At 37.8% G+C, this 13833-nt stretch carries 12 protein-coding genes; 4 read left to right on the forward strand and 8 right to left on the reverse strand.

The features are described 5' to 3' along the window. Positions 1–15 precede the first annotated feature (15 nt). From CRG87_RS03615 to CRG87_RS03635, 5 genes are read right to left on the reverse strand one after another with little or no spacing between them, the layout of a single operon-like run. Positions 16–993: a 3'-5' exoribonuclease YhaM family protein gene (locus CRG87_RS03615; RefSeq protein ID WP_046307314.1), complete on the reverse strand. Its 978-nt coding sequence runs from the start codon at positions 991–993 to the stop codon at positions 16–18. Next, positions 993–3488: an ATP-binding protein gene (locus CRG87_RS03620; protein ID WP_074425025.1), complete on the reverse strand. Its 2496-nt coding sequence runs from the start codon at positions 3486–3488 to the stop codon at positions 993–995. The genes CRG87_RS03615 and CRG87_RS03620 overlap by 1 nt, the downstream gene beginning before the upstream one ends. After that, the gene (locus tag CRG87_RS03625) at positions 3469–4686 is read right to left on the reverse strand and encodes a metallophosphoesterase family protein (RefSeq protein WP_074425023.1); all 1218 of its coding nucleotides are present in this window, start codon (positions 4684–4686) and stop codon (positions 3469–3471) included. Before CRG87_RS03625 ends, CRG87_RS03620 begins: the two co-directional genes overlap by 20 nt. 8 nt (positions 4687–4694) lie before the next feature. Continuing rightward, on the reverse strand, positions 4695–5045 hold the full coding sequence (locus CRG87_RS03630) for a YlbF family regulator (RefSeq protein ID WP_046307319.1): 351 nt from the start codon (positions 5043–5045) through the stop codon (positions 4695–4697). Positions 5046–5061: 16 nt separating this feature from the next. Next, positions 5062–7119, reverse strand: coding sequence for a PBP1A family penicillin-binding protein (locus tag CRG87_RS03635; RefSeq protein WP_074425021.1), 2058 nt, complete (start codon positions 7117–7119; stop codon positions 5062–5064). Positions 7120–7203: 84 nt separating this feature from the next. Between CRG87_RS03635 and CRG87_RS03640 the strand changes: the two genes are divergently transcribed. Beyond that, positions 7204–8082, forward strand: a complete 879-nt coding sequence (locus CRG87_RS03640) for an RluA family pseudouridine synthase (protein ID WP_074425019.1) — start codon at positions 7204–7206, stop codon at positions 8080–8082. A gap of 47 nt (positions 8083–8129) precedes the next feature. Here CRG87_RS03640 and CRG87_RS03645 read toward each other — a convergent pair whose 3' ends face one another. After that, positions 8130–8846, reverse strand: a complete 717-nt coding sequence (locus CRG87_RS03645; RefSeq protein ID WP_074425017.1) for a GntR family transcriptional regulator — start codon at positions 8844–8846, stop codon at positions 8130–8132. Between the two features lie 14 nt (positions 8847–8860). Next, the gene (locus CRG87_RS03650; protein ID WP_074425014.1) at positions 8861–10105 is read right to left on the reverse strand and encodes an alpha-L-fucosidase; all 1245 of its coding nucleotides are present in this window, start codon (positions 10103–10105) and stop codon (positions 8861–8863) included. Positions 10106–10286: 181 nt separating this feature from the next. On the opposite strand from CRG87_RS03650, the gene CRG87_RS03655 reads away from it, so the two are divergent. Genes CRG87_RS03655 through CRG87_RS03665 form a run of 3 tightly spaced genes read left to right on the forward strand, consistent with a single transcriptional unit; the run spans position 10287 to position 12790 of the window. Continuing rightward, complete coding sequence (locus tag CRG87_RS03655) at positions 10287–11198, forward strand: PTS mannose/fructose/sorbose transporter subunit IIAB (RefSeq protein ID WP_074425013.1); 912 nt, start codon at positions 10287–10289, stop codon at positions 11196–11198. A gap of 1 nt (position 11199) precedes the next feature. Next, positions 11200–11994, forward strand: coding sequence for a PTS mannose/fructose/sorbose/N-acetylgalactosamine transporter subunit IIC (locus tag CRG87_RS03660; protein WP_074425012.1), 795 nt, complete (start codon positions 11200–11202; stop codon positions 11992–11994). Further along, positions 11969–12790: a PTS system mannose/fructose/sorbose family transporter subunit IID gene (locus CRG87_RS03665; RefSeq protein ID WP_082089553.1), complete on the forward strand. Its 822-nt coding sequence runs from the start codon at positions 11969–11971 to the stop codon at positions 12788–12790. Before CRG87_RS03660 ends, CRG87_RS03665 begins: the two co-directional genes overlap by 26 nt. A gap of 109 nt (positions 12791–12899) precedes the next feature. Here CRG87_RS03665 and CRG87_RS03670 read toward each other — a convergent pair whose 3' ends face one another. Next, complete coding sequence (locus CRG87_RS03670; RefSeq protein ID WP_074425011.1) at positions 12900–13814, reverse strand: proline-specific peptidase family protein; 915 nt, start codon at positions 13812–13814, stop codon at positions 12900–12902. Between the last annotated feature and the right edge of the window lie 19 nt (positions 13815–13833).

Consider the following 13833-nt stretch of genomic DNA (forward strand, 5'->3'; position numbering starts at 1 on the left):
AATGAACTTCTTTTTTTACTCTAATTTTTTAAACTTCGTCAGCGCCTCATCATTCTTCGGCCGATAAAAGCGTCTTCCACCCTGGCTCATAATGTTATCTGTAAAATTACCAGGACGCGTATTTTGCAGCGCGTTCGTTATTGCATAAAGCGATGCATCTAGGTCATCAATTCTGTGTAATAGCTCAGCTTCTAATAAAGCCGGCAATTTTGGTGAACCATATTCAAATTTACCGTGGTGCGACAATACCATGTGGCGTAACAACAAAACATCTTCTGATTCAAGATCAAAATTTAGTTCTCTTGCAGCAAGCATTATTTGCTCATCAATTAAAACTAAATGCCCAATCAAGTTACCTTCCGTAGTATATTGGGTTGCCACTGGACCAGACAATTCCAAAACTTTACCCATATCATGTAAAATGCAGCCAGCGTATAAGAGCGAACGGTCAACTTGCGAATAGTTATCGGCAATTGCTTTAGCATCTCTTAACATTGACAGTGTATGATATGCCAGACCGCCACGTACCGCATGGTGATTGCTCTTGCCTGCTGGATAATCAAAAAAGCGCTTGTCCCATTTTTTCAATAAATAGCGCACAATTCTATTCCAAGTTGGATTTAGGATTTCAAACACATACTGATTAATTTCATCTTTCATTGAAGAAATTTCTTCTGGCGCCGATTTAACAAATTGATTTAGATCATAGCCCTCTTCAGGTCCTACCACACGCAAACCATAAATCTTAATTTGTGGCTGTCCCTGATATTCTTCGCGCTTACCGTCCAATTCAACGATTGTGCCACTACTATAGGTTGCAGCATCTTGATTAGTTGCATCCCAATAATTTCCACGAATTTCACCAGAAGCATCACCAAAAGACAATGCCAAATATAATTTACCCTTCTGAGTATGTCTTAACTGGGAATTCTTAATTAAGACAATCGCCTCTAATTCTTCGCCATCATTGTAGTCCAGTAAGTGTTTATACATTACTCGGTTCCTTTCGTAAAAGTTAGCGGCTTAAGCTGTAACTTTTCAACTAATCCAGCTTGTGCGGTAAAAATAAGTACTTGATTATTCTCGGATACCTGGCCTAACAACTGCTTAATTTGATTTACTCTTTGATCATCAAAGTTTACAAAAGAGTCGTCAATTAAAATTGGCAAGTTAATCTGATCTTTAATTTGTTCAACAAAAGCCAGCTTGAGTGCAAAATAAAGCTGCTCAGATGTGCCGCGTGACAAATATTGTACTTTAATCTTTTTACCATCGAATCTAGTAACTGTTAATTTCTTATCAATATTAAGACTATTATACCGATTATTTGTTAATAGTCGCAAATATTCTTTTGCTGTCTTTAACATTTTAGGGAACCGTTCATTTGAAGCGAGGTCCAAGGCACGTGAAATCCACTTTGAAGCAGCTAAATTAGCTAGATACTCAATACTTAAGTTTCTAAATTCAGTTTCTGTATTAGCTAATTCTTGTTTGGCTGCGAAAACGGCATTTGAATTCGCCAAATTGGTCATTTTCACCTTTGTTTCGGCATCTTTGGTTTGCAAATCCTTGATTACTTCTTGCTTTTGGTCAATTTTAATTTGGACTGTTTCTAGCTTTTTGGCAACTTGATTACTTTCTTGAAGCTGCTTAATCTCAGCTAGATTTTCGCCAAGATTATCTTTCAAAAGAGAAATCTTAGTTTTAAGTTCCGCTTGTCGAGTACTCTTAGCCTGCAAAACCTGGTATTCAGCCATATCTTGAACCTGTGCCTGAGCAAATGCCGTCTTTAACCGTAAATTCAGATCATGCAACTTAGCTTGAGTTTTTGCCAGCCGCTTTTGCAGATCAATTCTTTGATCTGCTATGTGCCGCGAGTTCGCTAACCGATTCTCAAGTTCATCTAATGAAGCTATAACGGCCTCAAAACTAGGTTCAATTGAGCGATCGAGTGTGGCACTGATTTTCATTGCAATTTTTGCAAGTTGCTCGTTAAGCTCGCGTTCATGCTGCAAATCATTCTGCTTTTTTTGCTCAAGCATTTGGTATTGACGCCATTCATTGACCAAACTATGAAGATCAAGCTGATCAGGATTAAGACCATACTTATGTGAAAATGTAATTCTTTGTTCCTTAATCAGCTTCGCCTGTTTAGCCTGTTGGATGAGCACACGCTTTTCTTGCTTTTGTTTGCCAATGCCCCAACAAGCTCCGACTAGGCCAATTAACATGACAAAACCACCGATTAGAGGTGATGATGCAACTAACAGAATTATGCCGATAACAAAGATTAAGCCTGAACCAATCGTAGCGTATTTACCAACAGCATTTTCAGAACTAGAGGTATTGTCTTCAGAAGCTGGCAATTTTTCAAAATCATTTTGTAATTGAATAATATCTACTTGAGTTAAATTGGTGATTTGATGCAAGTCTGGATTTAAAGTGAGTAATTGCTCCTGCTGCTGACTAACTTGCTGAAAGTCCTGCTGGCAATCACGGTCTTCTGCGCGCCATTGCAATATTTCAGGCTTTTTTTGTACCAACAACTTCAAAGGAATCTGATTTTCATCATTAGACGAAAAGTTGGCGAGTTGCTGTTCTAGCTCACTTTGCTCTTTTTGAAGATTTTTAGCTTCTAAATCGAGTCTTTGCGCAGCTTGATATTTTTCTGGATCAAATTCAACTTGTTCCACTTCCTGCTCTAGTTCGATTAGCTTGCGGTAGTTAGGAACCTGGTTTTGCAGTTGACGTAATTGCTCTTGCTCACTCTGAAGTTTTTGAAGAGCTTGCTCCTGATCTCTTAGTGCACTTGCTTGTGTTTTTTCTTGCTCACTCAAAGTACGATAATCATTAAACTCGTTTTCAGCTTCATCAACCTTAATTCGCTGATCCTTTAATTTGTTAAAAAGAACATTAAGTGGCGGGTTACTCCCCATCTTTTTGAAGATTTCGGAAGCTTTTTTAGCAAAGTCATCTCTTAAATCGATTAACTGGTCACTGTTTGAGGCTCCCAAATAATAGATTCTTTCCAAGAGGTCAGTTTGTTGAATTTTCTCGACTTTAGCAAGCATGTCTTGATTAAAAATAAAACTATCCGCATAAAAGTCGCCATCAATATTTTTGATTTCTTCGAAAAAGACGCTTTCTGGAACAATCTGCTCGTTTAGTTTTACCGTTAATGTGCCGCCTTTAAGTCCTTTACCGCCAGCATATAAGCGCTCAAGTTCAAAGAGATCTCCTTGATTGTTTTCAAAAAATAAAGAGCCCCCCATCGGACTGACCCGCGCTAAAGGTGTGTAATCTTCAAAAAAAGTTGAACTCTGTTTTTTTAAATGAAAGCCAAACATAATCTGCTTAATAAAGGCAACTACCGTACTTTTACCAGCTTCGTTCGTACCATAGAAAACGTTGAGTTTAGGACTGGACAGGTCAAAGGTAACATTAGAAAACTGCCCAAAATTGACAATTTTAATTTTCTTTAACTTCATCGCTAATTCCTTTCAGCTTGCTATTCAGTTTAACCTCGGCCAGTTCCTTCACTTCCTGTAGAAAATCTGGAGCATTTTCCAGTTGATTTGAGAGTTCATCTTTTTTGGCCCAGTCTTTACTTAATTCAGTAAATTCATCTGTAGCAAAAAGCTCTTTTTCTGCTCGATTAAAAAAGGCAAGATCACTTTCAGCGATTTTTAGCTGACTATTCGCCGAAAGACGAACGTCTACTAATTGAGAATCATAATCTAATTGATTGGAAATCATGCGCCAAAAATCATTTTCCTGAATCAGCTCACGCTCTTTATCATTTAAATACTCCGCTCCGCTTATTTGCAGACAAAAGTAAGTTGTTTCATTTGGATTTAATGAATCGATAATTAGATTCTGCAATTCGGTTTGTGAAACTTCAGAATTCAACTTAATTACTTGCTGCTGCCACACAATTGGACCTGTTTGAACAAACTGAATGGTTGTTTCCTTTGTCTGTTCATTAATTTCACCCAAGTAGCAGCCTTTTTTATCTGTTTCGTTAATGTGGCGCCCTTGAATATTTCCAGAGTATACAATCCACGGATCTTTAGCTAAAACCTGTCTAAGATGAATATGACCTAAAGCAAAATAGTCATAATTCAGGTCTTTTAAAGCAGTTAAGCTGAAAGGCGCATAAACATCCTGGGCACTTTGATTCGTCTTTTCTTGTGCATGCATTAGTCCGAAGGTGTAATGCGCTGCTTTACTAGGAAATTGGCTCGCCTTATCTTCCGTGATGTGATTATTTAAATAAGAAAAACCCGTTACATCATAAGTAAAGCCCGTCTTGGTCTGACAAGTAATAGACTCGATTTTCTCTTCGTCGCCAAGCAACTTGAAATACTGGCTTTCGGGAACGAGCAAATCAGCTTCTGCCATGTGATCATGATTACCAAAAATCATGACTACTTGAATTTGTGCCTTAGTTAGCCGTTCAATTTGCTCAGCGAAAAAAATCTGCGTACTTGGGTTAGGACGCGCACTATCGAATGTATCACCCGCAATCAATACTAGGTCAACGTCTTCTTTTAAAGCCAAGTCAACAATCTTGGTGAACGATTTATTGGGTGCCTGATGTATTTGTAAAGAGCTCTTAGATGGCAAAAAAGATAGCCCCAAAAAAGGACTATCTAGATGCGCATCCGCTAAGTGGATAAATTTCATTGGTCTAACTAATTTCTAAGACCTTTATACAGATCATTAATCGGCTGAGTAATTATCTTCTGTACTTCTTCAATCGTACCATATAGACCTTGTTCTGCTTGTAATAAGTTCAAAATTTGTGGATCTTGTTGTACTTTTTCATTTAAGTTTTTATATTCATCTTGAAGCTCTTGCGATAAGTCTTCACCTTTGGATTGGGCAATTACAATCGCATTTTGTACCTTGTCCATTTCCTTGAAAAGTGCATTACTTTCTGCGTTATTCTTAACACCTTCAATTGCTTCTTTCAAACCACTAAATTCATCAATTTCTTGCAGTTCGGATGCTAATTGATTGGTCGTATCGAAAATATTCACCATTTTTTAGTCCTCCTAATCATCGGTCAAAAAGACCCTTTAGGTTATTATACCATTCATTTAGCTTTTCTCCCGCTGACCCTATACCTTTTTGAATTTTATCATTCAACCCGTTTGTCCAATCCGATCCAGTACCATTATTTTGGATAATTTGCTTAGGAGCTTGTTCGGTAAATTGGTTCTGGGCAGTATAAGGAAGTATTCCTTCCATCTCTGCCTTGTATAGTCTAGTGATTTCAGTTTCTGAAACACCGTGCATGAAATGTTGCTTATTAGTGCGATCGTAACCAACCCAAGTTGCAACAACTACGTCAGGCGTATAACCAACAATCCACTGATCCTTGGTTCCAAAGCCGTATGAATTTGGAACCTCAGTTGAACCAGTTTTCCCGGCAACTCGAAAACCAGCTGGTTGAGCAGATGCTCCTGTACCATTGGTAAACACACCTAATAACATTGTTGTCATTTCACGTGCTGTACTTTCAGAAATAATTCGGTGTCTGCCAGTATCATGATTTTCGGCAATTACGTTACCACTTGCATCAGTAATTTTAGTAATGAAATATGAATTATTCGGCAAATTACCTTTATTGGCAAAAGCAGAATATGCTCGTGCCATCTGTAGTGGAGATACACCGGTTGATAAACCACCTAGGGCTAAAGCTAGGTTTTGATCTTCTTTTGGAACTTTAATGCCAAAATTATTTGCTGATTGTACCCCTTTGGACACACCAATCCGGTCTAGTAACCAAACTGCCGGTACGTTTTTACTTTGAGCTAAAGCAACATACATTGGAATTTTATCTGAATAGCCATTATCAACGTTATGCGGCTCATAACCATTTTTACCAAAACGCTGCAACTTATTAGAAAGCTGAGAGTCATAATGATAGCCTTGTTGTAATGCAGGTGCGTAGCTCACAATCGGTTTAATTGAAGAGCCAGGCTGACGCTTCATTTGGGTAGCTCGGTTATAGCCACGAAAGACATGCTTGCCACGTCCGCCAATGACCGCCCTGACTGCTCCAGTACCTGGATCCATTACCACACTAGCGCCTTGCGTCTTTGTTCCATCAGTTGAACCTTGAGGGAACAACCAGTCTTGGCTAAATTTTTCTTGGAGTTGTCCCTGATAATTTTGGTTCAGCGTCGTGTAGATACGCAGCCCCTTATTCATAACATCTTCTTCTTTTAAGCCATAGCGTTTGATCGCCTCATCGACAACTGCATCAAAAAAGTACGGGTAGCGATAGCCATCCTGGTTGTGATAAGTATCACGCAGAACCAAGCTTTGGCTTTTTGCAACCTTAGCTTGGGAAGATGTCAACTTGTTGTTTGCAACCATTAAATCCAAGACTAAGTTCCGTCTTGATAAAGAATAATTCATATGGTCAATTGGGTTATAATTACTTGGATTACGTAAAATTCCTGCTAAGGTTGCACCTTCTCCGACCGTTAACTCATTTGCGTTTTTACCAAAGTACTTTCTACTAGCATCTTGGACTCCCCAAACCCCATTACCAAAATAGGCATTATTAAGATACATTGTTAAAATATCTTTTTTGGAGTATACATGAGTTATTTCAACCGCAAAAAATAGCTCCTCGATTTTTCGCGACAAAGTCTGCCTCTGAGTCAGTAAAGCGTTTTTGGCCAGCTGCTGCGTTAAGGTCGAACCACCACCTGCAATTTGACCATGGTGAATGACCAGTCCTAAGGCCGCACGTCCCATTCCCTTGATACTAAAGCCAGGATTTTTCCAGAAAGTACGGTCTTCAGTCGATATCACAGCATTTTTTACGTTTGGCGAAATTTTGTTATATTCTACGAAAGTTCCCTTTTGCGAATATAGTGCTCCTGCTTTTTGACCTTTATAATCATAAATAGCAGTCGTCGTAGACAATGAAGCCTTCAAATTTGAAATGTTTGATGTTTTAACTTTGACGGTATAATAAGTACAAACCAAAAGCGTCATGCTGAGCAAGATTAAGATAATCCAGCGCCCGATATAAAAGCGGTGATCAATGCGATACCATAAGGCCGCTAAGCCACTTTTCTTTGGTTCATTATTTTCCATTTTATCTGCTCCTTTAGAAACAACTAAAATTTTATCATATTAACAAGGCTTCCCTTTATTTTCAAGAAGATTTAACAAATATTTATGAGCTATTACTTTACATTTAACATTCCAACAAATCATGAACCCTGTTCAGTAAACGACTTGTTACGTCAATTACTAATTCCACGCAAATGGCGTCATTTTTTGCGTACCGAACAAAAGATAATAATTAATGGTGCTTATCGGTATTTCAATCAAGCGGTCTATCCTAACGATAAAGTCGAACTTTGGTTAGACCACGTTGAAACAGCGCAAAATGAATATGCACCTAGTGGTAAAATACCGGAAATAATCTACGAAGACCAAAATTTCATAATAATTAACAAACCAGCTGGTCAAAAAACTCATCCTAACTTGTTTGAAACTAACACTGCCCTAAATGATTGCGCCACCTATCTGGGCTTTTCTCCCTTTATTGTACATCGTTTAGACATGTTGACGAGTGGGCTGCTCCTCGTTGCCAAAAATCCAGCAGTTGTGCCTATTCTAAACCGTGAATTAGTTACCAAGGCCTTTCACCGTGAATATTTAGCAGTTATTAATCTAGAAAAATCAATTGATGACAATGGAACAATTGATTTACCCATTGGACATGATCCATTTGATCAACGTAAGCGCAAAGTCGTTAGTGACGGACTGAAATCAATCACACACTATCAAGTTTTGAAGCGCTATGACAACAATACAGCTTTAGTTAAATTAACACTGGAAACTGGACGCACACACCAAATTCGCGTCCATCTTGCCGCAATTGGGTGTCCAATTATAGGTGATCCACTCTATAACCGAAATACTAAAAAAGACGAGTTTCTCCACTTAACCGCATATCAGATTTCTTTACAAGTACCTTTCACATTAGACAAACTGAAGGTTAAATTACCTGACGAAAAAGTATCTTTACTTAAAAATGCAAAAAACTAAATCATTCTTGATTTAGTTTTTTGTTTTCTATTAATTTTGTTGTCAAGTTACTGGCGATAAGCTGTCGCTGCTGCCTCATAGCCCCAGTATTCAGGCAGTTTATAGCTGATCGCATATTCAAGCAATTCACCAGAAACTAGTGGTAAATAAGTTTCACGTTCCTGATAAATAAAAAGCTGCCTTGCTTCTTGTGTGAAGTACTGCAATATTTCTTTATCCGAAACAGTTTTTGCCCAGTTTTTCTGCTTAAATGGCAATTCAAAAGGATCAATTTTAGAGTCATCCCTAACCTTTTGGTAAACCGAACTGAACAATGGTAAGTTATCCAATTCATCAGTATTTAAATAATTTGGATTTAGATAACTAATTGAATATTGACTTACTTTTTTACCAATATAGCGTAAACGTCTTACTTCAAGATAATTGTTAATCTCATCGGAATGAAGTTTTTGCAGCACATCTTGATCATCGCCCATTCTTACTAAAAGTACTTTAACACTTTCAGTTTGCCCCTCAGCCAAGTTCAAATCCGTGAGCATTGCAACCTGCTTATGTGCTTCTTTTGCTACAAAAGTCCCACTTCCTTGAACTCGAGTTACCTTATTTTGTTGTTCTAAGGTATTTAGAACTTTTACTGCGGTCGTAGAGCTAACATGATAAATTCGACTGATTTCTGCTTCACTATAGAAACGATCACCAGGATTCAGCCATCCATTATCTAACTTTTCAACCAATTTTAAAACAATATCTTGATATTTTGACATCAATTTCACCGGCTTTATTTAAAGGAAACCTTGGCTATTCTTACACACCAATCTGTCCCATAAGTGTAACCACCTATGTCCACCGTAAGCGTTCCTCTATCAACATCTTGCATAAAAGGAAGTTCTTTTTGATCATCTAGCCAAGTTATTTTTTCTATCTGTTTGAATATACCACTAAATGAACGTAAATTGATACCTTCTCCGCCTAAAACTACATTATCATCGCCAACAATTTCTAAATCATGTAAAAACAAATATAGAGTATTTTTATCTATCAGAGCAATATCTTTATCGTTTCCGCTCGCCTTGATTGCAGAAGAAGGTCGTGAGGTATAGATACTTTGCCCCGCCATCTTTGTCCATTTGCCGATTTGTTCCATAACGGCTTGATTCATTAACGGAATTTGTCCAGTTCCAGTTAAGCCAATGTTAAGTAAAATGTTAGCTCCAATGCCACGAGCATGAACAATATTTTCAATTAGCTCTTTTGTAGATTTGAAGTTTAAGTCATCTCTTGCATAGCCCCAATGTTTATTCATTGTTACTGAGGCTTCCCCAGCAACATATTTATCTTGGAAACCATGATTAACTTGATCTGGCGTTTTTCGCTCATATGTCACAACATCAATTTCAGGATTACTTATCTTTCCTCTGTTTTTTAAACCTGTATTGTTAACAATTATTGCGTTAGGCTGATATTTTCTGATTGTTCCATATAAACGATCTAATTTCCAATCAGCCTCTTTTTTATTCCAATCACCATCAAACCAAAATCCTCCAATTGAGCCATAATTCTTGCACAAAATTTCAACGGATTTTAATAGATAATCTAAATACTTATTGAAGTCAGTTTCATACAGTTCATTATGCCAATCATATGTCGCCATGTATAAAAAAGGCTGAACATTATATTTATGGCAGGCATCAATAAATTCTCGAATCAAGTCTCTATGGGCAGGACTGTGCATTGCATCAAACTCAGATAGTCCTTGGGTATCATACAGGAAAAAGCCTTCGTGGTGCTTGGTTGTTAAAACAATATACTTAGCACCCATTTTTTTAGCAGACAGAACAATTTGCTCAGCATCAAAATCTTTAGCAGAAAAATTGTTAATTAAGTGCTCATACTCTGCTTTATCTCGATGATGGATATATTCTGTCCACTCTCCGACTTCTAATTGCGAATATAAGCCCCAATGAATAAATAAGCCTAACCCCAAGTCTTCATATTGCTTAATTCTAGTCAAAGCTTCTACCATGTTTATTCCTCCCAATCCATTTCAATATTTAACACATTAAGTTAAACACTAAGAAATATAAAAGTCCATAGCTTCCTTTGATAAAATATTGTTATTAAGCTATTGCAATTGCTTTCATTTAGAATTAATATTTATCTTGTAACAAAATTAACACATTAAGTTGAAGGAGAGTGATTTTTATATGTATATCTTAGCAAGTCATGGTGACTATGCAAAACAAACGCTTAAGAGCTGTGAAATGATTACAGGCGAATTAACTAATTTCGCCACAGTTTCTTTTAAAGATCCGATGGGCATTGATGATGTCGTCAAATGCTATGAAGATATTTATCAGAACAGGCAAGATACTGCTGAGGAGGTCGCAATTATTGCTGATATTCCAAACGGTACACCAGCAAACGCAGCAAATACTTTTATTGCAGAACATCCTGACGTCAAACTATATTCCGGACTTTCCCTTATGTTGACCCTATCACTGGCAACAGGAACTCCTGCTGAAGAAGCAATCAGTCAAACAATTGAATTAATGGAGGGAAACATCAAAAAGAAACCTAAAAAGCAGTCCGCAGCACCCAATAAAGAAACTGCTCCTATAAATACTGGTAACCCTCTAGTCAATGTAAGAATTGATTCGCGCTTAATTCATGGTCAAGTTGCTACCATGTGGACTAGAAGCCTTAATACGACGAGAATCATGGTCGTTGACGATCAAATCGTTACCAGTAAGGTACAAAAGGCAACCTTAAAAACAGCTGTTCCAGCTGGGATTCACTTAAGTATTCTTACGGCTAAGGGAGCTGCAAAACGAATCAATAATGGGCAATACAATGGTCAAAGAGTTCTTTTACTCGTTAAAAAGCCGCAAATCTTGGCACAGTTAGTATCTGCTGGTGTTAAGCTTCCGGCAGTAAATGTTGGTAACATGTCAATGTCTCAGGGAGCGCGTCAAGTTGCTAAAAGTGTTGCCGTTACTGACGAGGACACTGCTATCTTTAATCAGATGGCAGAAAAAGGAATTGAATTTTATCATCAAATGGTTCCCAACGATAAACAAGAGCCATTTATTTCAATGTTAAATAAGAAGGAGAACTAAAATGGCAATCACATGGTGGCAAATTTTACTATTAACAGCACTTGCTTTTTGGATGATTATTGACCAACTGACAGTTGCAATATTGTGTAATTATCCGCTTTTAATTGGTCTTGTAGCTGGACTTATTATGGGTGATATAAAAACAGGTTTAGTTGTGGGCGCAACGCTTCAATTAATGGTACTAGGTGTTGGTACTTATGGCGGCGCCAGCATGCCAGACTTCATGACTGGGGCTATCGTTGGCACTGCCTATGCAGTTATGAGTAACAAAGGGGTTAGCTTTGCAATTGGTTTAGCAGTTCCTGTCGGACTTTTAATGGTTCAACTAGATGTTCTGGCTCGTTTTACTAATACCTTCTTTTTACATCGGGTAGATAAGATGATTGAAGAAGATAATGAAAAAGGCGTTGCCCATAATATTATTTACGGGATGTTTCCTTGGGGATTATCACGTGCACTACCGGTACTTTTGATGTTATTAGTTGGTAAAAACACAATTCAGGTTGTAGTTAACTCTATGCCTCAATGGCTAACTAATGGTTTATCCGCAGCCGGTGGAATTTTACCAGTTGTCGGAATTGCAATTTTACTTAGATTTTTACCTACTAAACGTTTTATTGCTTACCTATTAATTGGTTTCTTTTTAGCTGCATATATCAAAGTACCAATGCTTGGTGTAGCAATTATTGGTGCTGCAATGGCAATTATCTATTACAAACAAAGTGAAACTAAGGAAGCAACAACTACTCAAACTGAAGGAGGACATGAAAATGAACTCGGCGAATATGAAGACTAATTCCCAAAAAATAACTAAGAAAGATTTATTCCGCGCAAACTGGCGTTGGTTGTGGAGCAGCCAAATCTGTTGGAACTATGAGCGAATGATGTCGACTGGATATCTTTACACAATGTTACCAACAATTCAAAAACTCTATCCTGAAAAAGAAGATCGTGTTGCAATGATGAAACTTCACAACCAGTTCTTCAACACGAACGCATACGTCGGTGGGTTTATTGTCGGAATGGATATGGCCATTGAAGAAAAAGAAGGACGGAAAGCTGAAGAAGCAATTGCCGGTTTAAAAGCTGGTCTGATGGGCTCATTTGCTGGTGTCGGTGATACAATTTTTGGTGTTATTCTACCAACAATTTTCGGTTCAATTGCTTCATATATGGGACTAAAAGGAAATCCAATTGGTGCAATCATTTGGCTGATAGCAAACTTTGTTGTTCTGTTCTTACGTTTTGCCCTACTTCCGATGGGATATTCGCAAGGTGAGAAATTAATTTATGCAGCAGGAAATAAATTAAACAGACTAACTGATGCAGCAATTTTACTCGGAGTAACAGTTGTAGGAGCATTGATTCCAACAGTTGTTAATGCAAATGTACCATTAGTCTTTAAAACAGGTAAAGTTGTTCTAAAAGCACAATCAATATTAGACCAAATCATGCCTTCACTTGTTCCAGTGCTATTGGTTGCAGTCTGCTACTGGCTCCTAGGCAAGAAGAAAATGACTTCAACTAAACTGATCATTACCGTTTTGATTGCCGGAATTATTTTAGGTGGATTCGGCATAATTGGTAAGTAAAGTCGAGTCAAAAGAATAGATACAAGTTAAGCAAAAAGCAAAAGAAACCGTGAGTCGATCGACTCACGGTTTCTTTTGTTTTATTTAGCTCAAGCACTTATATAAGTGGCTATTCTCCCTTAAAAGTGCCGGCTTCAACTTCACGGATAAAATCAGCTACATGCTTGTAATAAACATCTGGATTATCAACCATATGGTGATGTCCTGCATTCGGTGTAGTAACTAAGCGAGAATTAGGAATTTCTTTTTGCATAATTCTTGCTGTTTCCAAAGGCATCGTATCCTCTTCACCAAAGGTCAATAATGTTGGCATTTTGATTTCTTTTAAATACTTTCTAAAGTGCCAATCTTTCAATTTACCAGTCACCACAAATTCATTATCACCCTGAAAGGCGTGGTATACAGGCAAACCGCCAATCCGCTTAATATGATATAGCTTACATGGCTGACGACGATCAAGAAAGTTAATGTTCAATATTTGAACGTCCTCTTGGTAGCGTTTATTGTCATAGTCATTGTTTTCTTCACATTCACGCATAAAGTCAATTTCTGATTGTGGGAAAATTTCTTGTCTACGACGATTGATTGATTCAATATAGTCATCAGTATCATCAACCATAGAAGAAATAATTGTTCCTTTTAAGTGTTGACCATATTTAACCGCATATTCTTGCGCCAGCAAGCCGCCCCAGCTTTGTCCAATCAAGTAGCAATTATCAAGGCCGAGCTTGTCCCGAACCTCGTCCACTTCGTCAAGGAAGTATTCATAAGTTAGGTATTTAGCTGCAATCTCAGGATCATCATAGTCGGGTTGATCTGAATAAAGTGAACCTAATTGATCATACATTGTTACTTGGACGTTAAGTCCTTGTTTAGCCAATTGATCTGCGGCGTCTTCCCAATATTCATGATTGCCGCCTGGACCCCCATGTAATGCCAATAAATGGATATCGCCTTCACCTTGGGTACTTGTCCATAAGTGATAGCCGTTATCTAAAGTGATAATTTTTGAACCTGTTCTCATTAGTTAGTCTAGTCCCTTT

The organism is Lactobacillus apis (assembly GCF_002837055.1).
Taxonomy (GTDB): domain Bacteria; phylum Bacillota; class Bacilli; order Lactobacillales; family Lactobacillaceae; genus Lactobacillus; species Lactobacillus apis.

What these genes read in the sequence shown, in the direction of transcription:
- CRG87_RS03615 (WP_046307314.1), bottom strand. Translation starts at nt 993, where the DNA reads ATGTATAAACACTTACTGGACTACAATGATGGCGAAGAATTAGAGGCG.
- CRG87_RS03620 (WP_074425025.1), bottom strand. Translation starts at nt 3,488, where the DNA reads ATGAAGTTAAAGAAAATTAAAATTGTCAATTTTGGGCAGTTTTCTAAT.
- CRG87_RS03625 (WP_074425023.1), bottom strand. Translation starts at nt 4,686, where the DNA reads ATGAAATTTATCCACTTAGCGGATGCGCATCTAGATAGTCCTTTTTTG.
- CRG87_RS03630 (WP_046307319.1), bottom strand. Translation starts at nt 5,045, where the DNA reads ATGGTGAATATTTTCGATACGACCAATCAATTAGCATCCGAACTGCAA.
- CRG87_RS03635 (WP_074425021.1), bottom strand. Translation starts at nt 7,119, where the DNA reads ATGGAAAATAATGAACCAAAGAAAAGTGGCTTAGCGGCCTTATGGTAT.
- CRG87_RS03640 (WP_074425019.1), top strand. Translation starts at nt 7,204, where the DNA reads ATGAGCTATTACTTTACATTTAACATTCCAACAAATCATGAACCCTGT.
- CRG87_RS03645 (WP_074425017.1), bottom strand. Translation starts at nt 8,846, where the DNA reads ATGTCAAAATATCAAGATATTGTTTTAAAATTGGTTGAAAAGTTAGAT.
- CRG87_RS03650 (WP_074425014.1), bottom strand. Translation starts at nt 10,105, where the DNA reads ATGGTAGAAGCTTTGACTAGAATTAAGCAATATGAAGACTTGGGGTTA.
- CRG87_RS03655 (WP_074425013.1), top strand. Translation starts at nt 10,287, where the DNA reads ATGTATATCTTAGCAAGTCATGGTGACTATGCAAAACAAACGCTTAAG.
- CRG87_RS03660 (WP_074425012.1), top strand. Translation starts at nt 11,200, where the DNA reads ATGGCAATCACATGGTGGCAAATTTTACTATTAACAGCACTTGCTTTT.
- CRG87_RS03665 (WP_082089553.1), top strand. Translation starts at nt 11,969, where the DNA reads ATGAACTCGGCGAATATGAAGACTAATTCCCAAAAAATAACTAAGAAA.
- CRG87_RS03670 (WP_074425011.1), bottom strand. Translation starts at nt 13,814, where the DNA reads ATGAGAACAGGTTCAAAAATTATCACTTTAGATAACGGCTATCACTTA.